This is a genomic window from Corallococcus sp. CA049B (assembly GCF_003611685.1).
In the GTDB taxonomy this organism is placed as follows: domain Bacteria; phylum Myxococcota; class Myxococcia; order Myxococcales; family Myxococcaceae; genus Corallococcus; species Corallococcus coralloides.
The window spans coordinates 13,429-35,049 of record NZ_RAWC01000080.1 but is presented as its reverse complement, the minus strand read 5'-3'; the positions used below and the strand labels follow the sequence as shown (position 1 = coordinate 35,049).

The following is a 21,621-nucleotide window of genomic DNA, read 5'->3' as shown; positions in this document are numbered from 1 at the left end:
GCCCATCCAGTCGCTGGGCATCCCGGTGCGCACGTTGCTGCCCCAGGGCCCGAGGCCCCGCCGTGACGGCTTCACGTGGTTCCAGGCCGACCACGAGGAGAAGACGTGGGAGGGGAAGACGGAGGACGTGGAGCGCATGGCGGAGCGGCTCGCGGAGTTGATCCGCGAGGTCCGGGCGGCGCACCCGGAGCTCCGCCGCGTCGTGGTGACGGGGTTCTCCTACGGGGGAGACCTGGCGTGGATGCTGGCCATCCGGCACCCGGAGCTGGTGGACGCGGCGGTGCCCATGGGGACGCGGCTGCTGGGGGACCCGGGGCAGGAGCAGCGTGTGGCGCGCAAGGTGCGGGTGCTCCAGGGAGAGCAGGACGCCATCATCCCCGTGCGGCACACGCGCGAGCGGGTCGCGGAGCTGCAAGGTCGGGGCGTCCCCATCGACGTGAGGACCTACCCGGACCTGGGCCACGACGTGTCGCCCGAACTGCTCGAGGACTGGCGCGCGTTCCTGCGCCAGTCGTTGCAGGGGCAGACCGACTGAAGCCAACCGAGGTTCAGCGCCGACGCTTGGGCTGCGTGCGGCCGCGCTTCGCCGCTTGCTTGCGCACGGGCTTCCGCGCGGGGGCGGCGGGCTGCGCGTTGAGCGTGAGTGTCTCCAGCTTCTCGCGCAGGGTGCGCGTCTCCTGCTTGAGCGCGTCCAGTTCCTCTCGCAGCGACGCGACTTCACGGGCCTGGGGGGCGCCTTCGCGCAGGGCGCGCACGGCCTCGCGGGCGTAGCGGCGGGTGCGCGGATCGCTGAAGGTCGTGCCCTCCAGCGCGGGCAGCAGGCGGCGGTCGCCCAGCGTGGAGGCCGCGTCGCAGACGGCCAGCTGCACGCGGAACTGCGGGTCGCGCAGCAGCTGGGCAAAGAGGTCCACTGCTTCGCGCTTGCGGTTCGCCACCTCCGCCAGCTTCGCCACGGTGCTCACGGCCGCGCGGCGCAGGAACGCGGGCTGGCCATACGCCGTTCGTGCCACGGCCACCGGGAACGCGGCGGGGTCCTGCGTCTCCGCGAGCCCGTCCATCGCACCCGCGCCAATGACATCCTGGAACGACGGCCTCGCGGTGGCGGCCTCCAGCAGGGGCAGCGCCTCCGGCGCGCGCACGCGGCCCAATGCCCGGGCGGCCTCCGCCTCCACGAAGTAGCTGGCGTCTCCAGCCTCCAGCAGCGCGCGCAGGCTCCCCGCGGCCTCCACGTCGTGGCGGAACTCGCCCAGCGCGGCGACGACGGCGCGGCGCACGCGCGGATGCTCGGTGGCGACCGCGTCCAGCAGGAGCGCGCGGGCCTCCGGCGTGCGGATGCGGCCCAGGGCCTTCGCGCACGCGGCGCGGGTGGCCCAGAACAGCTTCGCGTCCTTCAGCGCGCGGCCCAGCGCTTCCACCGACCGCAGGCCCCCGTCCTTCCCCAGCGCGTGCGCGGCCTCCGTCCGTGCGCGGGCCTCCGGGGCGTTCGCCAGCTCCTCGCGCCACAGGCCCACGGCCTTGTCCACGTCCAGCGTGCCCAGCACGTCGCGGCGCGGATCCACGCGCACCTGCGTGGGCGCGGCGGGGCAGGGCAGGTGGAAGCGGTGCTCCGCGTCCGTGAGCTCCAACCGGTGGTGCGTGTCCTCACCGTTCACGGTGACGGCCACCTCCAGCGGGAGGCGGAAGACGGGCGTGCCCGCATCCGTGCGCTGCGTCTGGCGCACGGTGATGCGCAGGCGCGCGTCGTCCGCCTCGTAGCGGACCTCCACCTTCAGCTCCGGGTGGCCGGGGGAGAAGACGTACTGGTCGAAGACCGGGTCCAGGTTGTGGCCGGTGGCCTCCTCGAAGGCGCGCGCCAGGTCCACCGTCTCCACCACGCCGTGGCGGTGGGACGCGACGTAGTGGCGCAGGGCGCGCACGAAGAGGTCCTCCCCCACGCGGCGGCGCAGTTCGTGGAGCACCAGACCGCCCTTCTCGTAGAGGTGGCGGTCGAACAGGTCCATGGGCGCCTGGAACTTCCGGGCGACGATGGGGCGCGCGTAGCGCTCGCGCGTCTCGGAGAGGTAGGCCTCCAGGTCGAGCGCCCGGTGGTGGTCGGCCTCGTCCCGGTTGTCACCGCGCTCCTTCCAGAGCACCTCGAAGTAGGTGGCGAAGCCCTCGTTGAGCCAGCCGTGGGGCCAGTCGCGGCAGGTGAGCAGGTCGCCGAACCACTGGTGCGCCAGCTCGTGGGAGATGAGCGGCTCGGCGTTGTAGTCCAGGTGCGCCCGCGCATCGTGCAGCACGGTGTCCACCAGCGTGGTGGCGGTGGTGTGCTCCATGCCGCCCAGGATGAACTCCGTGACGAACACCTGCGCGTAGCCGCTCCACGGGTAGGGCTCACCGGTGATGGACTCGTACGCGGCGATCATTTGCGGCGTGCGCGCCACGCACCGGAGCGCGTCCTCGCGGCGGCCCTTGGGGAACAGGTAGCGCAGCGGCGTGGTGCCGGCGGTGTCGGTGGCCTCGTCGAACTCGCCCACCACCAGCGTGACGAGGTAGGGCGCGTGCGGCTGCGCCATGCGGTGGTGCTGGGTGCGCCGCTCGCCGCTGGTGACGTCGCTGACGAGCACGCCGTTGGACAGCGACGTCATGTGCGCGGGGAAGGTGGCGATGACCTCCGACGTGGCCTTCTGCGCGGGCGTGTCCAGGCAGGGGAACCAGCATCTCGCGTCGATGTCCTGGCCTTGAGTCCAGGCCTGGAGCGGGCGGTCGGGGTAGCCCGCGTCGGGGCCCCAGAAGTAGAGGCCGCGGCGGGGGCGGGCGCGGTAGGTGAGCGCGACGTCGCACGCCTGGCCCGCGTCGAGCGCGCGAGGCAGCTCCACGCGCACGTGCGCGCCGGAGTTGGAGAAGGGGACGGAGCGGCCGTCGACGCGGGCCTCGGTGACGTCCAGGTCCACGGCGTCGAAGGTGACGGTGGACACGGCGCGGACGGCGGACACGCGGGTGGTGCAGGTGCCGGCCAGGGCGCGCTGGGCGAAGTCCAGGTCCAGCTCGATGCGCACGTGCTCGGCGCGCACGGGGCGGGGCGTGGCGTAGTGCTCGGTGGCGCCGGGGAGGCTGAACGGATGCGGGTCGGAGGACCCGGCGGCGGCAGGGGCGTGGCGGTGGCAGCAGCGCATAGAGGAGGGTGACTCTTCCGCAAGCCCGCCCCCGGGTCGAGCCGCTTTGAACCGCGTCTTGTCGGAATTCCTGGGTCCGGCCCGGCGGAGGTTGAGAAACGGCGGGGGCTTCCCCAGGATGGGAGGACCGTGCAGGCCGTTCTCTACTTCTCCGACAAGCAGGTCCGCGAGAAGCTCTTCTCGTTCGTGGACGCGGCGCAGGGACTGCTGCTGGTGGCCGGCGTGCGCCACGGCGCGGCGATGACGCGTCCACCGCAGGCGCGCGAGCCCTTCGCGGCGCTGGAGGACCTGTTCGGGCACGTGCTGTCGCAGGTCATCGTGGCGGACGAAGGCACCACGGAAGGCATGTGGAGGGATCCGCTGGGGGACCTGGGCGACCGGCTCTACCCGGAGGACAAGAAGCGCGCCTACGCGGCGGCCACGGGCTATGTGCTGCTGGAGGGCGGCAAGCCGCGCGCGGTGGTGCGCAAGCACGCGAGTCCCGCTGAAGATATGTGGTTCCTCCAGGAGGCCCTGAGCCGCCTGTCTCACAGCATCCCCGCGCCCGACCCGGAGAAGCGCCCCGGCCACCGCCGCCCTGAGCCCGCGCCCCGAGCGCCGCCGCGCTACGTCTCCTCCGAGCCCCGCGACGACGCGTCCTCGCGAGGAGGCGCTGGCGCCCGCCCGGGTCCCGGCAGGGCCCGCGCGTGGCAGGCCGACGAAGCCACGCCCCCGCGCGGCAGTCGCGCCGTCGCGGCCGAGCCCGAGACGAAGGACCCCTGGACGGTGCTGGGAATCGAGCGGGGCACCCCCAAGGACGAGGCGCGCAAGGCGTTCCGCACGCTCATCGCGCAGTACCACCCGGACAAGGTGGCCCACCTGGCGCCAGAGTTCCACGCGCTCGCGGAGCGCCGCACGCGCGAGATCCTGGACGCGTGGGAGGCGCTGGAGCGCGACGCGGATTAGTGCACCGTGCGGCGCGGCTTCGTTCGCGCGGGGCGCTTCAGCCGGGCCTCCAGGTAGTCCTTCAACACCACGGCGTTGTTGTGCTCGGTGTCGCGGGCACCGAACAGCAGGGTGACGCGGCCGTGGCGCGCGGCCTCGAGCAGCGGCTCCCACGCGTCGTGGTGCGCATCCAGCTCGCGGGTGTACCGGCGCCGGAACTCGTCCCAGCGCTCCACGTCGTGGGCGAACCACCGCCGCAGCTCCGTGCTGGGCCCCACCTCCCTGGGCCAGCCGTCCAGATGGAGGTCCGCCTTCTTGAGCCCCCGAGGCCACAGCCGGTCCACCAGGAAGCGGGTCCCCGCACGCGGGTCCGGGCCGTGCTCGTCATAGACGCGCTGGAGTCGAATCATCGTCGCGAGCCTCCTTGAGGACACGCTGCCCACGCGACGCGCGCGCGGGGAGCACCCGCCGGGGACGCGGCGGCCCGCTTCTCAGGTCACCAGCGCGGGCGCCGGAGCGGCCAGCCGGAAGCGCGCGATGAGCGGCACGTGGTCGGACAGGCCGTGGAAGCGGCTGGTCAGGTCTCCGAAGGGCCGCGTCTCTTCCGTGTCCACCCAGTTCACGCCGCCACCGGAGAACAGGTGGTCCAGGTGCATGCGCATGTGCATGAAGCCCGCGGTGGGGAAGGCGCGGGACAGGGTCGGGTTGATCTGCCCCACCGCCGCCTGGGCGCACGTCAGGTGCGCGTCCCCCGTGAGATAGCGGAACACCGGCGACGACGGCGGCGAGTTGAAGTCCCCGCACACCACGAACGGCTCCTCCTTCGCGTGCAGCCCGATGAAGCCCGCGAGCTTCTTCGCTTCATGGAGTTGGTTGACGCCGCCGCCCATCTTGTCGCGCGTGGCCCAGAACTCGCGGGCGAACGGCGTGGGCAGGCTCAGGTGCGTGTTGAAGACGTGGAACGCGCGCTGGTCCGCGCGGCGCAAGACGCGCATGTGCGCGCAGATGCGGCTCTGCTTGCGCTCCTTCAAGCCCTGCACGTGATGGTGCGTGATGTGCTCCGGCGCCTCCACGTTGTGCCGGTCCACCTGGAGCGTGCGCGTGTTGACGAGCATCGCCAGCCCCGTCGTGTACAGCGACAGCTCCCCCACCTTGTAGTGGTGCGCACGGAAGTAGAACGCCTCGTAGGGCATGTCCCTCCCCTGGAGGGCGAACGTCTCCTCCACGCGCTCCATGAAGGCTTCCAGCTGCGTCTCCCCTGGGCGGGTGGGCCGGTGGACGATGTTGCTGCGCAGCGAGGAGGTCTCCACCTCCTGGAGGCAGACGATGTCCGGCAGCGGGTCCAGGGTGGCCAGGGCGGCCGCCACCCGGCGCTTGGGGCCCACGGTGCTCGCGAGCCCCCTCAGCATGTGGCCGAAGTAGCGGACGTTGTACGTGACGATGCGCAGCGCTGACGGCTCCATGTCCGGACGCCACCTCCCCATGCCTCGCGGCGAAAAATGGGAAGCCCTGGCACGAACGTCCAGGCCTCCCCGCTCTCTTCACCATGGGATGCGTCGGCGCCAGCCGCGATGTGCTGGCAGGCGGACACAGTGCCCGCCCGCCCGGCTGCTCACGGAGCGGGCTTCACCCGCACCATCGTGTCGAGCAGGTGCTCCAGCGCGCGGTCCGGGTCGTCACACAGGCCCGCGTGCACCGGGCCCGTCTGGAGCATCGTGCTGCGCGGCGCCACCAGCCAGTGCCAGCGCTCCTTCTGCGGCAGCCGCCCAATGGGCCCCGCGTCCTTCCCGCCCACGCACACGCGGCGGAAGCTCTCCAGGTGGCCGCCGAGCAGCTCCACGTCCGCGTCCGGTGACAGCGCCTTCAGCCGCGCCACGTCCAGCTCCACGCGCGCGCCCAGGAAGCGGTGCTGCACGCAGAAGAGGACGACGCCCACGTTGATGAACTCCTCGCGCTCCACGCGAGGCACCAGCCGGATGATGGCGTAATCAAACGAGCTGGGCGTGGGCACGCGTCGCCTCCTCGATGAACGCCGGCGCCGCTTCCAGCCTGCGCATCAGCCACGTCACGTACGCCGCGCGGTGCTCCGCCGTGGACGCGAACGCGGGCTCCTGGCCCAGCCACGCCTCCGGGATGGACCCCACGATGCGCTCCACCACCTCCCGCGTCACCCGCGCCTGGAGCAGGTCCTGCGCCTCCGCCAGCCCGTGCGCCCATGGCAAGAGCACGTGGTCCTTGATGGGCGCGAAGCGCGTCTGGCTGCGCTCCTCCCACCCGTCCCACGAGTGGTGGAAGTACATCGCCGCCCCGTGGTCGATGAGCCAGAGGTTGCGGTGCCACACCAGGAGGTTGGGGTTCTTCGGCGTGCGGTCCACGTTCGTCACGAACGCGTCGAACGCCACGATGGCGGACGCCACCTGCGCCTCCGGCACCGGCACCGCCAGCGGGTCGAACGTCACCGAGCGCGGCAGGTAGTCCAGCGCCAGGTTCAACCCCGCGCTCGACTTGAGCAGCTCGCGGATTTCGCTGTCCGGCTCGTTGCGCCCCAGCGACACGTCCAGCTCCACGAACACCAGCTCCGGAACGCGCAGGCCCAGCACCCGCGCCAGCTCCCCCGCCAGCAACTCCGCGATGAGCGCCTTGGCCCCCTGGCCCGCCCCACGGAACTTCACGACATAGAGCCCCGCGTCGTTCGCCTCCACGATGGCGGGCAAGGAGCCCCCCTCGCGCAAGGGCGTCACGTAGCGCGTGGCGGTGACCGTCCTGAGCATCACTCGTCCTCGACAGTTCCCGGGCACTCCGGGGGTGGCGGCTGTACCACGGCCCTGCCCGACGGGGGAAACACCCTACACCTGACGGTGCTTCCCCTCGCGTGCCGCCAAATCAGTTGCGCACAATTGAATTGTGCACTACATATTCCCCATGTCGACGGATGACTTCCTCCGGCTGGACCTGCAGCTGTGCTTCCCGCTCTACGCGGCGTCGCGCGCGATGGTGCAGGCCTACACGCCGCTCTTGGCGAAGCTGGGGCTCACCTATCCGCAGTACCTGGTGATGCTGGTGCTCTGGGAGACGGACGGGGTGTCGGTGAAGGAGCTGGGGGAGAAGCTGTACCTGGACTCGGGGACGCTCACGCCGCTGCTCAAGCGGCTGGAGACGCTGGGCTTCGTGCGCCGCGAGCGCTCCAAGGAGGACGCGCGGTCGGTGACGGTGTCGCTCACCGCGCCGGGAAAGGCCCTGCGCCGCAAGGCCGCGTCCATCCCGGAGGCCATCGTCTGCCGCACAGGCCTTTCACTGGAGGAGCTGGCGCGGCTGCGCCGGGACATCCAGCGGTTGTTCGAGAAGGTTTCACGCAGCGCTTGAGACACACGCGGTTTCCACTCACGACGTCACGAAGGAGCAACACCATGGCCCCGGTCCAGATCTCGCCGCTCTACTCCACCACCGCCATCACGCACGGCGGACGCAACGGCAAGCTGCTCCTGGAGAACAGCCCGCTGAACGGCCTGGAGCTGGCCATGCCGAAGCAGCTGGGCGGCTCCGGCAAGGAGACGGCCACCAACCCCGAGCAGCTCTTCGCCGCGGGCTTCTCCTCCTGCTTCGAGAGCGCGCTGCGCCTGGTCGCGGGCAAGGCCGGCAAGAAGCTGGATGAGAAGGCCGGCGTGAAGGCCACCGTCACCATCGGCAAGACGCCCGAGGGCGGCTTCGGCCTGGCGGTGGAGCTCACGGGCATCCTCCCGGGCATCCCCCGCGAGGAGGCGCAGCAGCTGATGGAGGCGGCCCACCAGGTGTGCCCGTACTCCAACGCCACGCGCGGCAACATCGAGGTGAAGGTCTCCGTCGCGGAGTAGCCCTTCACCCGGCCCCTGTCGCGAGCTCAGGCGGCGGAGTCGTCGCGGGCGCTCGCGGCGGAGGCCGGCAGGAGCGCCAGCAGGTTGTTCTGGATGTTCTGGCAGATGGTGTCGAGCGGCAGGTCGTTGTCGTCCGTGCCGAAGGGGTCTTCAATCTCGACGCCGATCTCCTCGATGCCAAAGAAGACATACGCGACGACGAACGTGGCCACGACTGTCACCCAGCCAAAAGTGTCCACCAGCGCGAAGGGCAGGGTGAAGCAGTAGAGGATGAGCGCGCGGCGCAGGTGCACCATGTACGCGAAGGGCATGGGCGTGCGGTGGATGCGCTCACAACCTCCCAGGTAGTCGATGAGCAGTTGGACGTTCTGGTCCAGCTGCATCTGGACGTACTCGGGATAGAGCCCCTGGCGGCGGCCCTCGTCCAGCACGGCGGTCATCCGGCGGGCCACGTCGAGGGGCACGTGCTGGGCCTTGAGCACGTCCGTCACCTCCCCGGGGGGCAGGGTGTCCGTGTGGGGGCCCAGGTGCCGCTGCTGGCCGCGCAGCCACGCGGCGGTGGCGAAGGGGAACGCGGCCGTCCAGCGCACCAGCGGGGCGAACAGCTCCGTGCGGCCCAGGAAGGGCTCTGACGCGCGCAGCAGGTTGCGCGTCTCGTTGACGATGCCGCCCCAGAGCTTCCGGCCCTCCCAGAAGCGGTCATAGGAGGCGTTGGTGCGGAACACGAGCAGGAGGCTCAGCGAGATGCCCGCCAGCGTGTGCACCGTGGGAGGCTCGCCCACGTCGCGCACCTGCTGGTCGAAGACCACCACGGCCGCGGCCCAGACAACGCACATCAACACTCGGCCGACGATCTCCTTCACCATCGAACCGCGCAGGTAGTGGAAGTAGCTCCACCAGCGATGCGGGTCATACTCAACCATGTAGGGGATACCCTCCGGGATGGGGGGCGCATGCTAACCACACCGCGACGCGTCGCGAGCAGTGCTTTGCGAGATTGCGGATGCCGGACGTTCCGGGTGATGGCCGGGTGTCGGGGGCTTCAGCTAAGGAGGAAGACGGTCTGTCCACTCCCTCGTCAAGGAGGCCTCTTCCATGCGCCGTCATCTCACGCCCCTGCTGGTGTTCCTCGCCGCCACGGCGAGCGGTTGCAGCTTCCTGCGCACGGACGTCCTCCTGGACACGCTCAACGCCCCGGACTCGCCGGAGCCGAAGGACCAGCCGCTCCGGGTGGCGGCGGTGGAGCGCGTGGCGGGGCTGACGCGCGCGCAGTTGACGGACGCCTATGTGGATCCCGCGCGCGCGGGCGCGTGGATGGAGGCGCTGGGTGCGTCTCCAGAGGCCGTGCTGGACATGTCGGCGTGCCTGGTCCAGCACGCGGGCAACGACACGGCGTCCTGCTATGAGAACGCCGAGCGCGCGGGCTACGTCGACCGGACGGTGAGGGCGGCGGCGTGGGGCGTGCCGCTGCCGGTGCAGTCCTTCTCCGTGGCGGCGGCGGCCGAGGAGGAGGTGGACGCGCAGCGCTTCCTCTCGAACGCGATGGGCATTGGCCCGTCGCTCGCGGCGTTGCAGCAGTCGCTGGAGGTGCCGCTGACGCGCGAGGTGCTCGCGCAGGGCATCCAGCGGGGCGCGGCATCCGCGGCGGCGTACGTGCGGGCGCGTTCGTGGCGCCGCGACCTGCAGCGGCCCAGCAACGCGGTGGTGCTGAGCGGCGGTGGGGCGAACGGAGCGTTCAGCGCGGGGGCCATGTGGCGGCTGTTGGGCATCCTGGAGCAGTGCCGGGGCAAGCCCGCGCCGGAGGGGTGCGGCGACGCGCGAATCGACCTGGCGGCGGGGACGAGCACGGGCGCGCTCATCAGCACGCTGGTGGACCTGTTCCACACGCCGGGGCAGGAGGCGAACGCGCGGCGGCTCCTGCTGGGCAACTACACGTGCACGGTGGAGTCGGACCTGTACTGCGTGAACTCCACGTGGCTGTGGAACCTGGCGGAGGACACGCGGGGCCTGGTGAAGTTCGACGGCGTCTACGCGAAGCTGGATCAGTTCATCCAGCCGGAGATGCTGCACAACGGCACGGAGCTGGTGTCGGTGTCGGTGGACTTCCAGACGGGCGACGTGTTCGGCGTGAGCGACCAGGATCCGGCGGACTTCAAGCCGGGCGCGTCGGACAAGCAGCGCAAGGGCGGGATGGTGCGCGCCATCGTGGCGTCCATCGCGGAGCCGGTGCTGTCGAACCCGGCGGTCAGGCTGCCGTCGGCGGCCGGTGACCGCACGGGGACGTACTACGACGGCGGCGTGCGCTCCGGGCTCCCGCTGCTCCAGGCGGTGCAGCGTGGCGCGGAGCGCGTGCTGGTGATTTCGACGGGAGGGATGAACCCGTCACCGGCCATGGATCCGAAGAACGCGATGAGCGTGCTGATGCGCACCATCGACTTGTTCGTGGCGCAGCCGCGCGTGGCGGAGGTGCAGCAGGCGGAGCTGCTCGCGGTGACGCGCCGGCTGGGCGAGTACAACGTCTGCACGCTGCGCGGCGCGACGGAGGACTTCTGCCGCCGCAAGGGGACGGGCTTCCATCCGCGGATGGTGGGGCCGGGGGCGGGGCAGGCGGTGTGGATGGGCTCGGCGCGCTTCGACCAGGTGGCGAGCAGCTGGCGCAGCACGTGGATGTTCAAGCCGGAGTCAGGGCTGGCGACGGCGAGCGGCTATTCCTTCACGCCGGAGGTGATGCAGCCGCTCTTCGTGGCGGGCGTGGAGTCCATGCAGAAGCGCTGCAAGGAGGTGCTGTCCCTCTTCGACATCCAGGGCACGCTGGCGGCGCAGGAGTGCGCGCGCCAGCTGGTGGAGGTGGCGGACGAGGCGCGCGAGGCGCTCCCGTCCGTGGCGCAGTGCCGCGCGGACAAGCCGGAGCGCCGCTCGTGCGACTGACGCGCGCTACCTGCCGCCGTCGATGACCCACTTGCCCCAGCCTGCGAGCGCGGTGCCGTCCTCGGGCACGCGCTTGCCCTTCGGCGGGGCGCGGTAGACGGTGTCGGCGAGCGGGAGGAAGCGGGCCTCGTCCGCGAGCCCGTTCAGCGCGGCGCCCCAGGGGTCGGCGGCGTAGGTGGTGACCTGCACGCGGCGCTCGGCGCCCTCGCCCGCGGGCGCTTCGAGGACGAAGGCGGGGATGGGGTGCTGGGCGACGGTGAACGTCTCCCGGCGCGGCGGCGCGGTGCCGGCGGCGACGGGGGGCCACTGCTGCGGCTGGCTGACGGCTTCGCTGACGGCGTGGAGGAGGGCCTCTTCCAGGGGCTGGGCTTCCGCGTCGCGGAAGTCGGCGCAGGGGGCGTCGCCGGTGGGGCCGGTCAGCTCCTTGCGGAGGACGAAGCCGCGCTCGGCGCCCAGGCAGACGCGGCGCACGGAGGAGGTGCCGGAGAGGTCCTGGCGCACGTCGTGCCAGGTGCCCGGGCCCCAGGGCCGGTCGAGCACGGGCACGGTGCCCTCGGCGTCGGAGCCCTGGCGGAAGGACACGAGCGTGAGCTGCTGGCTGCCGCTGGCGCCGAAGCCGGAGAGCGTGGTGCTGGCGTCGAGCAGGCCATGGGTGAGGTACAGCGGGCCGGGCTCATTGGCGTAGAGGCGGTTCTGGAGGGGGCCATCGCTGGGGCGGCGGTCGTCCAGGAAGCGGCGGGCATCCCAGGTGCGTCCGGCGGCGGTGGTCTGCTCGGCGGAGCGCTGGCCGCGGTGTTCTTCCTTCCAGGGCTGCGTCTCCTCCATGCGCATGGGCAGCACGCGAGGCTGGGAGAGGCGAGGGTGGGCCAGGGGCCTGCCCTGATCATCCGTGAAGGTGACGGTGAGCCACGCCCACGGCGCCTGGACGGCGATGACCTCCAGCACGACATGGCCGGCCACGCCCACGCCGGTGTCCGCGCCGGGGCGGCCCCGGTGGGCGGAGAAGGCGTACTCCACGCGGTCGCCCACGCGGGCGCGCTGCCACGGCGAGGGCGTGGAGTCCATGGTGGGAACCCCGGCGTCCAGCACGGAGGCCTCGGTCGGAGCGGAGGCGTCGGGTGGTTCGGTGGCGGTGGTGGTGCCGTCGGAGGGGGAGACGGCACGGGGCTTCATGCTCTCGCAGCCCGTGCCCAGGAGGAGCGCGGAGCAGAGCAGGAGGGGAGCGCGGAGGAGGGGGCGTCGCATGCGGTCGCTAGATACACGGAGCACCGCGCGGATCCGCGTGGGCGGTGTCCGCATGCGCGGGGTCAACGTGCGCTGGTCGACAGCTGGGGGGACTCCAGCCACGTGCCCCAGCGGAGGAGCCGGCTGGCAGTGAGACCCAGGGTGGCTGCAAGGCCACGACATCCACGAAGAGCTGGCCTGCGGGAGCTTTTCCTCCGGATATGAGCACGATTCATCTGGCGGAGGCCCCGTGTCTGCCATTGACGAACGAACAGGCCTCCGGCGCCGGGGAACTGAACGCACGGGCGCTACTCCACGCTGATTTCCCGGTAGACCACGTCACTGGGACCCAGCCGGTTCACGGTGTCGACGAAGCGCTCGGAGACGACGATGCGGGTAGTCTCCTCCACGCCGAAGAGGTCGAGGTCCGCGGGGATGGATTCGCCCAGCAGCCACCGCTCCGGTGGGAGCGAGAAGCCGTGGCGTCCGCAGTGCTCGCAAGTGGGCACTCGGTCGTAGATGCAATTGGGATGCAGCTTCGCCAGGGGGCGCGCTTCCAACTCGTACTGAGGCAGCTCCTTCGTGCGGCGGTTTCGCAGCTCCGCCCGGACCGGGATGATGCCTTTCAGTCCTGCCTCTTGAATCGCGGCGAGCGTGTCCTCACGCACGAGCACTTCCCATGAAGGCCTCGCGGTCATGGGACCGAATTTGCCCATTGCCGTACCCACCAGGGGGCCGAAGCTACAGCCCGGTTCGATGGGAAGTTCCGATGGAACGAAGGGACGCACCAGGGCAGCGCGCCGGGCGTATTCCTCCCGGGACTGGGGCCACCCGCTTGTCAGCGAGTCGTTCTCCGCCAGCTTGGACAGGTCCACCGACGCATAGGCCAACATGCCGCCCCAGGGCGTGCAGCGGGGACAGTCGACTCCTGGCAGGCACCACTTGCGCGTGGCCCGGTAGGTCCCGCTCCAGTGGACGTTGTCCAGATCACGAGGCGTGGACACCTCGAAGTAACGCACCCGTCAGTCCTCCACCGGAATGGGCGCCAGGTTCACCTGCTGCCAATAGGTCATGGTCAAACCAAAGAGACCGTACTTCTGAATCATCAGGGATGCCTGTTCGAAGTGCGCTTCCTGTGAAGCGAGAGGGCCCTTCGAGGTGATGTAGCTCCACCAGTCCTTGTTCCAGGGGCCGCCATCCGCTCCCCGGTGGATGCGTTTGTGCAGGTCCGCATCAATGGCGATGACGTACTGATGGATGTCGATGCCCTTGGTGACGAAGTGTTTCTTGAACGCCTGCGGGAAGATGTGGTGCCGCTCCTTGGGCCGCTTCGCCCACTCCTCCAGGGCCTTCTGCCGCTTCACCTCGCTGGGCAGCTTCTCGCGCGGATACCAGCGGAACACCATGACGGGCATCGCATCGCCCGGCAGCCCTTGCGCGCTGCCCCACGTCCGCTGCGGCCCGCTGCCCGGTGCCACGAACACGGGCGGCACGAGCGCGCTCCGCGTGCGCACCACACGGCCCGGCTCCAGGTCCTCGCACCGGAACAGCGCGCAGGTCCCATCCACGCACCAGGGCGCGAGGCACTGGTCCTCGTCCCCGTCCGCGCATTCACTTCCGCTCTCCGCCTCCGCCCAGCTGACCTCCGGCGAGAACGCCGGAGCGGAGGACGTCGACGCACAGCTCCAGAGCAGCCCTACGAGCAGCCAGCACAGTCCGCGCATGCATCCCCCGGGAATGACGCTCCGTGGAACATGCCAGAGGCACCACCCCCACCCGGAGTGGAACCCCAGCCCCTGGCGCTGCTAGACCATGTCCCTCGGCCACACCGCACCTGGAGCCCCACGCATGCCTTCGCCCCTGTCCATCCGCCGTGTCGTCCTCTACAAGCACGGCGTCGGCTACTTCGAGCGCCGGGGGAAGGTGACCGGCAGCGAGACCGCGCACCTGGACTTCAAGGCGCGCGACATGAACGACGTGCTCAAGTCCATGACCGTGCTGGACCTGAACGGCGGCTCCGTGTCCGCCGTGAGCTACGACTCCACCAAGCCCCTGGAGCAGCTCCTCTCCGAAGCCACCATCCGCATCCCCGAACACGGCAGCCTCACCGCGCTGCTCGGCCAGGTGAAGGGCGCCCGCGTCCGTGCCCGCGTCGGCGGCGCACAGGTGGAAGGCGCCATCGTCGGCCTGGAGTCGCTGCCCGTCGTGCAGGGGGAGGCCAGCGTCGTGCGCCCCTTCCTCACGCTGCTCGTCGGCGCGTCGCTGCGCACCTTCGACGTGCTGGAGCTGGGCGAGCTGGAGTTCCTCGACGAGGCCGTGCGCAAGGACCTGGAGTTCTACCTGGCCACCGTCATGTCCTCGTACAAGAAGGACTCCAAGCGGCTGTCCATCCTCACCGCCGGAGAGGGCTCGCGCGAGCTGTTCGTCAGCTACGTGCTGGAGTCCCCCGTGTGGAAGACCAGCTACCGCATCCTCCTGGATGAGGGACAGCCGCCCCTCCTCCAGGGCTGGGCCATGGTGGACAACACCGGGGACGAGGACTGGGTGGACGTGGAGCTGTCGCTCATCGCCGGCCTGCCGGTGTCCTTCGTCCACGACCTCTACAACCCCCGCTACCTGCGCCGCCCCGTCGTGGAGGTCCGCTCGGAGACCGGCGTCGCGCCCGTCATCCCGGAGGAGGCCTACGAGAGCGCCCCCTCCGAGCCCATGATGGAGTCCGTGGACGACTCCTTCGGCTCCTCCGCGGACATGGCGTCCCCCATCATGCCCTCCATGGCCGCGCCCGCGGCGGCGCCCCGCATGATGCGGAGCAAGGGCGGCCCCATGATTGGCGGTGGCGGACGCGGCGGCATGCGCGAGGCGCTGGAGCAGAGCACCTCGGTGACGACGCTGACCAAGGAGGTGGGCGACCTCTTCGAGTACGGCGTGGACCGCCCCGTCACCGTGCACCGCAACCAGAGCGCGCTCGTCCCCATCGTGCACCGCCCCTTCGAGGGCCGCCGCGTGCTGCTCTACAACCGCGCCACGCGCGAGAAGAACCCGATGGCCTGCATCGAGTTCAAGAACACCACCGGCCTCACGCTGGAGGGCGGCCCCGTCACCATCACCGAGGACGAGACCTACGTGGGCGAGGCGATGCTCGACACGCTCAAGCCCGATGACACGCGCTTCGTCCCTTATGCTGTCGAGCTGTCCTGCGTCGTGTCCGTGGAGGAGGACCGGGAGGACGGCCCGGTGTTCCGCGCGCGGATCAACCGGGGCACCCTGGTGGTGGAGTTCTTCCACCTGCGCCGCAGGAAGGTCCTCGCGCGCAACAAGGCGAAGCGCCCCCAGGTGCTCTTCGTGGAGCACCCGCGCACCGGCTGGGAGTTGAAGGACACGGCCACCCCCGCGGAGACCACGGATGGCTTCTGGCGCTTCAAGCGAGAGCTGGCCCCGGGCGCCTCCGACACGCTCGTCATCACCGAGCGCAGCAAGGGCCATCGCCAGTACGCGCTCGGCAACCTGGGGCTGGACGAGGTCGCGTTCTTCCTCGACTCGCGCTTCATCGACCCGCGCGTCGCCCAGGCCCTGCGCGACGTGGTGGCCCTGCGCGAGAAGCTGTCGAACGTCGCCCGCGACCTCCAGCGCCTCAACGAGGAGCGCACCCAGCTCTTCAAGGACCAGGAGCGGATCCGCTCCAACATCGACTCGCTCAAGAGCGGCGCGTCCCAGCGCGAGCTGGTGGAGCGCTTCGTCACCAAGCTCAACGCGCAGGAGGACCGGCTGGAGATCATCGGCCGGGAGCTGGAGCGACTCGAGCAGGAGCGCACCCGCCTGCAGGCGGAGACGAACCAGCGCATCGAGTCGCTCTCCTACGAGGCGGACCTGTAGCTACTTCGCGTCCGCGCGGAACACCTCGCGGCCCGCGACCACCGTCAGCCGGACCTGCGCCGTGAGCAGGTCCGCCGGGGGCGCGTCCACCGGGTCCACCGACAGCGCCACGAAGTCCGCGTCCATGCCCGGCTTCAGCTGGCCGCGCTGGGCTTCCGCGAAGGAGGCCCAGGCCGCGCCCACCGTGAAGCCCTCCAGCGCCTCCTCACCGCTCAGGCGCTGGTCCGGGTGCCACCCGCCCGGAGGCTGGCCGCTGGCGTCCTGCCTCGTGCGCGCCGCGTACAGCCCCGCGAGCACGTCCGGCCGCTCCACCGGGAAGTCGCTGCCCAGCGCCAGCACGGCGCCCGCGGCCTTCAGCTTCTGCCACGCGTAGGCGTTCTGGATGCGCTCCGCGCCCACGCGCTTCTCCGCCCAGGGCATGTCACTGGTGGCGTGCGTGGGCTGCACGCTCGCGATGAAGCCGTTCGCGCCCAGGCGCTGGATGTCCTCGGCCGTCATGATCTGCGCGTGCTCCACGCGGGGGCGCGCGTCCTTCGTCCCCGTGGCCGAAAGCTCCCGTGACAGCGTGTCCAGCAGCAGCGTGTTGGCGCGGTCGCCAATCGCATGCGTGGCCACCTGGAAGCCGCGGCCCACGAAGGCGTGCACGCGCGAGGCGTACTCCTCCGGGGACAGCAGCAGCAGGCCGCGGTGGCCGGGCTCGTCGCTGTAGGCCGCGCCCAGCGCCGCGCCCCGGCTGCCCAGCGCGCCGTCCAGGGTGAGCTTCACCGCGCGCATCGTCAGGAGCTTGCCCTGGAAGGGGCCGTCCTTCAGGTACTGCACGCGGTCGTCCGTCTGGCCATCCGCCATGGCGTAGACGCGCAGGGACAGGGTGCCCGCCTTGTCCCAGTCCTGGAACAGGCGGAACGTGCGCAGGTCCATGCCCGCGTCGTGCACGCCGGTGAGGCCCACGCGCGCGCAGTGCTCCAGCGCCGCGCGCATGCGCGCCTCGTGCTGCTCCCGCGTGGGCGGGGGCAGCGCCTTCAGCGCCAGGTCCATGGCGTTGTCGATGAGCACGCCGCTGGGTTCGCCCTCCGGCAGCCGCTGGATGCTGCCCCCTTCGGGGTCCTTCGTATCGCGGGTGATGTTCGCGCGCTTCAGCGCCGCGCCGTTGAGCCACAGCGCGTGCCCGTCGATGCGCCACAGCGCCACGGGCGTGTCCTTCAGGTGCTCGCCCATGTCCGCGACGGTGGGGAAGCGAGGCGTATCCCAGTCGTTCTGGTCCCAGCCCTGGCCCACCAGCCAGTCGCCCTGGTACGCGGTGGCCGGGGCCTTCTCCAGCCGCTGGCGCACCTCCGCCAGCGACGTGGTGCCCTCCAGCCGCACGCCCGCGAGCGCCTGGCCCAGCCCCGCCAGGTGCCCGTGCGAATCCGTGAGGCCCGGGACCACTGTCACGTCACCCAGCTCCACCACGCGCGCGGTGGCGCCCGCCGCGGCGAGCACCTCCGCACGCGTGCCCACGGCCAGCACCTTGCCGTCCCGCACGGCGAGCGCCTGCGCGTCCGGCTTCGCGGCATCCAGCGTGCGGATGCGCCTGGCCACGTACACCGTGGGCGCGTCCGCGACCGCGTGCTCCGCGGGCGTTCCCTCCGGCACGCGCCGCGAGCAGCCCGCGCCCGCACACAGGACCAGCGCCCCCAGCATCCAACCGAGACGTCCTCGCATCATCCGCGCACCCGCCGTGACCGTTCGCCCGGGCAGGAAGGTCCCGGGACATCGCGCGCGGCACTCTGACGCACGCCCCGCGCGACGGCCAGTCTGGAGAGCCGGTCTTGCGACTACCGCCCCACTCGCAGCGTGTATGTGTAATCAACGGGCGCGCCGAAGGGCGCCAGGGCCTGCACGCGCACCACGTGCTCGCCCGGGGAGAGCTGGAGCATCAGCCACCACCCGTCCGTCACGCCGCGCTGCTCGCCCCCCACGAGGCACGGGTCCGGAATCTTCCCCACGAGGCTGGGGTCCGCGTCGAAGGTGAACAGGCCGCTGGTGTGACGGTGGCGGCGGGTGTCCACGCGCCGGCCATCCACGGTGACCACCAGGTCCTGCGTGCCGTCGTTGAAGTCGAGGGCGCCCTGGCGGAGGAAGTCCTCCAGCGTCTGGCCCGGCGCCGGTTCGAAGGACGGGTCGGGGCACGGGTAGTCATTGATGATGACCCACAGCGGCACCAGCACGGGCCGGTTCCGGGGGACGCGGCAGGTGCGCTGATACGTGGTGTCCAGGTCGTACGTGGGCACGAAGAAGACGGGGCCGTCCTGGTCCTCGTCGCAGTCCTGCTCCAGCCGCAGCATGGGGCTGCGGTCCGCCGGCACGCGGAAGTGCCAGCGGTACCACTCCTTCGCCCAAGCGGTGATGGGGCGGCCGTGGACGCGGGCTCCCGGCGGCAGCACCACCGCGCCCCGGCCCTGTGCTTCCAGTGCTTCATCGGAAGAAGGGACAGGCTCCGGCGCCGCTTCGTCTGGCATTGCGTCCGGCGCGCAGCCCATGAGCATCGACACCGCGAGGATGTGTTTCAGCATGTGTGGACCCCTCCTTGAGAAGAGGGCTCCAAGCTACGGACGCACGGGCGCGCGGGATTGTACGTGCTTGCGCGGTCCACGCCCCGCGTGCGCCGCGGCCCGGTACTCGCCGGGCGTGACGCCCAGGGTGCGGCCGAAGTGCTTGATGAGGTGGCTCTGGTCCGTGAACCCGGCCGCGAGCGCCACCTCCGCCATGGGCAGCGGCCCCGCCAGCAGCTCCTGCGCGAGCCGCAGCCGCAGGGCCCGCTGGAACACCTGCGGCGTCTGGCCGAACTGACGGTGGAACGCGCGCACCAGGTGCCACGGACTGAGCCCCGCGACACGCGCGAGCATCTCCAGCGACAGGTTGCGCGTGGGGTGTGCCTCCAGCAGCTCCCGCGCCCGCTTCACGCCCCGCGCGCACGCGGTGGCCCGACGCCGGTACGGCAGCCCTGCGTGCCGGCGCAGCAGCGCCACCAGCAATCCCAGCAGCCGCTCCTCGCGCTCCAACAGGGACACGGCGCCGCCCTTGAGCGCGTCGAAGGTGACGGTGAAGCGCTCCATCAGCGCCGCGTCCTGGAGCATGGGTGACGCGAAGCCGGGCAGGGTGCCCGCGGGCGCTCCCGTCTCCTCCGCCGCGCGGATGAGCAACGCGGGCGGGACGTAGAGGATGCGGTAGGCCCACCCGATGGTGGAGTCGGCGGCGCGGCCCTCATGCATCTCCCCCGTGGAAACGGCGAGGAGGCTGCCCACCGAAGCCAACACCCGCTGCCCCTGGAGGTGCATCGACTGCGCGCCCGCGTCGTAGGCACACAGGGAGAAGACATCATGCGAGTGTTTCGGAAAGGTCCACCGGGTGTAGGCCGCCTGGTGCAGCTCCAGACCGGGCACCTCCGGGGCTACCCAGAAGCCGTCCTCCTGCTTCGTGCGTCGCATGTCTCCCCCTCGCTAGCGCACCCGTCCAGGAGAGGGAGCGCACGGCGGGTGGAAGCATAGGGACACGCGGCCCCGGAGGGCGTATGGAACAGCGCGTGAGCACTGTGACCCCTCGCGGCATCTGTTTCGACCTGGACGGCACGCTGGTGGATTCGCTGCCGGACATCATCGACAGCTTCCTCCACGGCTTCACGCACCACGGTCTGCCCGCGCCCTCCGTCGCGGAGGTGAGAGCGCTCATCGGTCAGCCGCTGGAGGCCATGTACACGCGCTTCGCGCCCGAGCACGCCACCACGCTCTGCGTGGCCTACCGCGAGCACTACCCGCTGAACTTCCACCGGCGCTCCCGGCCCTTCCCCGGCGTGGAGCGCGTCCTGCGCACGCTGCGCGAGCGGGGCTACCTGCTCGCCGTCGCCACCACCAAGCGCGGCGACATGGCGCGGCGCTTCGTGGACGCGATGGGGCTGGGCGGCCTGCTGCACCACGTGCAGGGCACGGACGGCTTCCCGCACAAGCCCGCGCCGGACGTCATCCACCACGCCCTGAAGGCGCTGGGCACCAGCGGCCTGTGGATGGTGGGTGACACCACGCTGGACCTGCGCGCGGGCCAGGCCGCGGGCCTCAAGACGTACGCCGTCACCTGGGGCACGCACGCCCACGAGGAGCTGGCCACCGCCACGCCGGACGAGCTCCAGCCGGACCTGGAGCGGCTGCTGCACCACCTGCCGCCGCTCGTCTGAGCCAGAAGCGGCGCTCAGTGCTGTGAGCGCGGCTGGAGCGCCTGCACCTGGCGCACCTGCTGGCGGCTGTTGAGCGGCAGCGCCGGCAGCGTGAGCTGATCCAACTCACGCGGGCCGATGAGCTGCACCACGTCCTTGCGGAAGAACAGGTCCAGCGTCCAGCCCATGGCCACGCGCACCTTCGTCTCCAGCTTCGGCAGCTTGAACAGGTAGATGGTGCGCCAGAGCACCCACGCGAACCTGCCGGAGAACTTCAGCCCCAGGATGCGCGCCACGCCCGAGCGCTGGCCAATCGTGGCCAGCTGCCCCAGCATCCGGTAGCGGAACGGCTTCCCCGGCTGCCCCTTCAGCGCCGCGCACACGTTGCCCGCCACCGTCACGCCCTGTCGGAGCGCGTGCTGCGCGGTGGGCGGGCAGGGCTTGCCTCCCTGGGTGACGTCCGGCACCGACGCGCAATCCCCCAGCGCCCAGACGCCCGGGAAGCCGGGCACCTCCATGCGCTCGTTCACCTTGAGCCGCCCGCGCTCCTTCTCGCACGGCAGCGTCGACAGCAGGGACGGCGGCGTGACGCCCGCGGTCCACACCACCGTCTTGGTGGGCACCACCGTGCCGTCCGGCAGCTCCACGCCCGCCGCCGTCACGTCCTTCACGTGGACGCCGGTGCGCACCTCGATGCCGTGCTCGATGAGCTTCTTGCGCGTGTACGCGCCCAGGTCCTCGCCCAGCTCCGGCAGCACCTCCTTGCCGCCGTGCACCAGCATCACGCGCACGTTGGCGTGCTGGATGTTGGGATAGAAGGGCAGGGCGCCGTGGATGAAGTCGTTGATGGCGCCCGCCGTCTCCACGCCCGCGAAGCCGCCGCCCACCACCACGAAGGTGACGATGGCGTTGCGCGCGCCCGTGGCGATGCAGTCCGCGTCCGCCTCCTCCAGCCGGTCGACCAGGCAGTTGCGCAGGAGCATCGCGTCGCCCAGCGTCTTCATGGTCAGCGTGTAGTCGCGCGGGCCCGGCTTGCCGAAGAAGTTCGTCTCCGAGCCCATGGCCAGCACCATGAAGTCGTACTCCAGCGTGTGGCTGTGGCCGTCCAGCCCGCCGTGCGCCACCGTGACCCGCTTCGACTCCAGGTCCAGCCCGCTGACGTCGCCCTCCACGAACGTCATGCGCGGCAGCAGCTTGCGCAGGGAGATGACGATGGCGGTCGCGCTCAGGTCGCTCGCCGCCACCTCGTGGAGCATGGGCGTGAAGAGGAAGAAGTTGTCGCGGCTGACGAGCGTCACCTCCACGTCGTCCCGCTTCCCCAGCCGCCGCTCCAGGTGCAGCGCCGCGTACATCCCCGCGAAGCCGCCCCCCAGGATGAGCACCCGCTTGCGCGCCGGCGGCGTGTCCACGCAGAGCCCTTCCGACTTCGTGTCCGCTCCCATGCCCGCCTCCTCACGGCGCGAAGAACACCTTCCCCCAA

The 21,621-nt window shown here is 71.2% G+C and carries 20 protein-coding genes; 7 read left to right on the top strand and 13 right to left on the bottom strand.

What is annotated here, in order from left to right; genetic code table 11:
* The coding region (locus tag D7W82_RS19200; protein WP_120619733.1) for an alpha/beta hydrolase at positions 1 to 535 on the top strand (535 nt) is incomplete at its 5' end.
* A gap of 13 nt (positions 536 to 548) precedes the next feature.
* On the opposite strand, the gene D7W82_RS19195 is transcribed toward D7W82_RS19200, so the two are convergent.
* Complete coding sequence (locus D7W82_RS19195) at positions 549 to 3,155, bottom strand: M1 family aminopeptidase (RefSeq protein ID WP_120619732.1); 2,607 nt, start codon at positions 3,153 to 3,155, stop codon at positions 549 to 551.
* A gap of 129 nt (positions 3,156 to 3,284) precedes the next feature.
* Here D7W82_RS19195 and D7W82_RS19190 point away from each other — a divergent pair, with 129 nt between their 5' ends.
* A complete protein-coding gene (locus D7W82_RS19190) occupies positions 3,285 to 4,100 on the top strand; it encodes a J domain-containing protein (RefSeq protein WP_120619731.1) in 816 nt (271 codons plus the stop codon).
* Here D7W82_RS19190 and D7W82_RS19185 read toward each other — a convergent pair.
* The 4 genes from D7W82_RS19185 to D7W82_RS19170 form a co-directional block, all read right to left on the bottom strand.
* Positions 4,097 to 4,489 (bottom strand): DUF488 domain-containing protein, encoded by a 393-nt coding sequence (locus D7W82_RS19185; RefSeq protein WP_120619730.1) that lies wholly within the window; start codon positions 4,487 to 4,489, stop codon positions 4,097 to 4,099. The two genes, D7W82_RS19190 and D7W82_RS19185, sit on opposite strands and share 4 nt — an antisense overlap.
* A gap of 81 nt (positions 4,490 to 4,570) precedes the next feature.
* Complete coding sequence (locus D7W82_RS19180; RefSeq protein ID WP_120619729.1) at positions 4,571 to 5,542, bottom strand: endonuclease/exonuclease/phosphatase family protein; 972 nt, start codon at positions 5,540 to 5,542, stop codon at positions 4,571 to 4,573.
* Between the two features lie 149 nt (positions 5,543 to 5,691).
* A complete protein-coding gene (locus D7W82_RS19175) occupies positions 5,692 to 6,090 on the bottom strand; it encodes a DUF3037 domain-containing protein (RefSeq protein ID WP_120562436.1) in 399 nt (132 codons plus the stop codon).
* On the bottom strand, positions 6,068 to 6,850 hold the full coding sequence (locus tag D7W82_RS19170) for a HipA family kinase (RefSeq protein ID WP_120619728.1): 783 nt from the start codon (positions 6,848 to 6,850) through the stop codon (positions 6,068 to 6,070). Before D7W82_RS19170 ends, D7W82_RS19175 begins: the two co-directional genes overlap by 23 nt.
* A gap of 151 nt (positions 6,851 to 7,001) precedes the next feature.
* Here D7W82_RS19170 and D7W82_RS19165 point away from each other — a divergent pair, with 151 nt between their 5' ends.
* Together D7W82_RS19165 and D7W82_RS19160 are read left to right on the top strand one after the other, a co-directional pair.
* Positions 7,002 to 7,442 (top strand): MarR family winged helix-turn-helix transcriptional regulator, encoded by a 441-nt coding sequence (locus D7W82_RS19165; protein ID WP_120562434.1) that lies wholly within the window; start codon positions 7,002 to 7,004, stop codon positions 7,440 to 7,442.
* A 44-nt stretch (positions 7,443 to 7,486) separates the two neighbouring features.
* Positions 7,487 to 7,930, top strand: coding sequence for an organic hydroperoxide resistance protein (locus D7W82_RS19160; RefSeq protein WP_120562433.1), 444 nt, complete (start codon positions 7,487 to 7,489; stop codon positions 7,928 to 7,930).
* A 26-nt stretch (positions 7,931 to 7,956) separates the two neighbouring features.
* On the opposite strand, the gene D7W82_RS19155 is transcribed toward D7W82_RS19160, so the two are convergent.
* Complete coding sequence (locus D7W82_RS19155) at positions 7,957 to 8,853, bottom strand: bestrophin family protein (RefSeq protein ID WP_120619727.1); 897 nt, start codon at positions 8,851 to 8,853, stop codon at positions 7,957 to 7,959.
* A 172-nt stretch (positions 8,854 to 9,025) separates the two neighbouring features.
* On the opposite strand from D7W82_RS19155, the gene D7W82_RS19150 reads away from it, so the two are divergent.
* The gene (locus D7W82_RS19150) at positions 9,026 to 10,858 is read left to right on the top strand and encodes a patatin-like phospholipase family protein (RefSeq protein WP_120619726.1); all 1,833 of its coding nucleotides are present in this window, start codon (positions 9,026 to 9,028) and stop codon (positions 10,856 to 10,858) included.
* 6 nt (positions 10,859 to 10,864) lie between these two features.
* On the opposite strand, the gene D7W82_RS19145 is transcribed toward D7W82_RS19150, so the two are convergent.
* The 3 genes from D7W82_RS19145 to D7W82_RS19135 form a co-directional block, all read right to left on the bottom strand.
* Positions 10,865 to 12,103, bottom strand: coding sequence for a DUF6068 family protein (locus tag D7W82_RS19145; RefSeq protein WP_120619725.1), 1,239 nt, complete (start codon positions 12,101 to 12,103; stop codon positions 10,865 to 10,867).
* A 287-nt stretch (positions 12,104 to 12,390) separates the two neighbouring features.
* Positions 12,391 to 13,101, bottom strand: coding sequence for a double-CXXCG motif protein (locus D7W82_RS19140; protein ID WP_120619724.1), 711 nt, complete (start codon positions 13,099 to 13,101; stop codon positions 12,391 to 12,393).
* Positions 13,102 to 13,104: 3 nt separating this feature from the next.
* Positions 13,105 to 13,806, bottom strand: coding sequence for a TIGR02269 family lipoprotein (locus D7W82_RS19135; protein ID WP_120619723.1), 702 nt, complete (start codon positions 13,804 to 13,806; stop codon positions 13,105 to 13,107).
* 124 nt (positions 13,807 to 13,930) lie between these two features.
* On the opposite strand from D7W82_RS19135, the gene D7W82_RS19130 reads away from it, so the two are divergent.
* Positions 13,931 to 15,955 carry a hypothetical protein gene (locus tag D7W82_RS19130; protein ID WP_120619722.1) on the top strand — a complete coding sequence of 675 codons (2,025 nt, stop codon included), beginning with the start codon at positions 13,931 to 13,933 and terminating at the stop codon, positions 15,953 to 15,955.
* Here the strand turns inward: D7W82_RS19130 and D7W82_RS19125 are convergent, their stop codons facing one another.
* The 3 genes from D7W82_RS19125 to D7W82_RS19115 form a co-directional block, all read right to left on the bottom strand.
* Positions 15,956 to 17,659 (bottom strand): amidohydrolase, encoded by a 1,704-nt coding sequence (locus D7W82_RS19125; protein WP_370451043.1) that lies wholly within the window; start codon positions 17,657 to 17,659, stop codon positions 15,956 to 15,958.
* A 110-nt stretch (positions 17,660 to 17,769) separates the two neighbouring features.
* Positions 17,770 to 18,507, bottom strand: coding sequence for a hypothetical protein (locus D7W82_RS19120; protein WP_120619720.1), 738 nt, complete (start codon positions 18,505 to 18,507; stop codon positions 17,770 to 17,772).
* 33 nt (positions 18,508 to 18,540) lie between these two features.
* A complete protein-coding gene (locus D7W82_RS19115) occupies positions 18,541 to 19,422 on the bottom strand; it encodes an AraC family transcriptional regulator (RefSeq protein ID WP_120619719.1) in 882 nt (293 codons plus the stop codon).
* 83 nt (positions 19,423 to 19,505) lie between these two features.
* Between D7W82_RS19115 and D7W82_RS19110 the strand changes: the two genes are divergently transcribed.
* A complete protein-coding gene (locus tag D7W82_RS19110; RefSeq protein ID WP_370451042.1) occupies positions 19,506 to 20,162 on the top strand; it encodes an HAD family hydrolase in 657 nt (218 codons plus the stop codon).
* Between the two features lie 14 nt (positions 20,163 to 20,176).
* Here the strand turns inward: D7W82_RS19110 and D7W82_RS19105 are convergent, their stop codons facing one another.
* On the bottom strand, positions 20,177 to 21,583 hold the full coding sequence (locus D7W82_RS19105) for an NAD(P)/FAD-dependent oxidoreductase (RefSeq protein WP_120619718.1): 1,407 nt from the start codon (positions 21,581 to 21,583) through the stop codon (positions 20,177 to 20,179).
* Between the last annotated feature and the right edge of the window lie 38 nt (positions 21,584 to 21,621).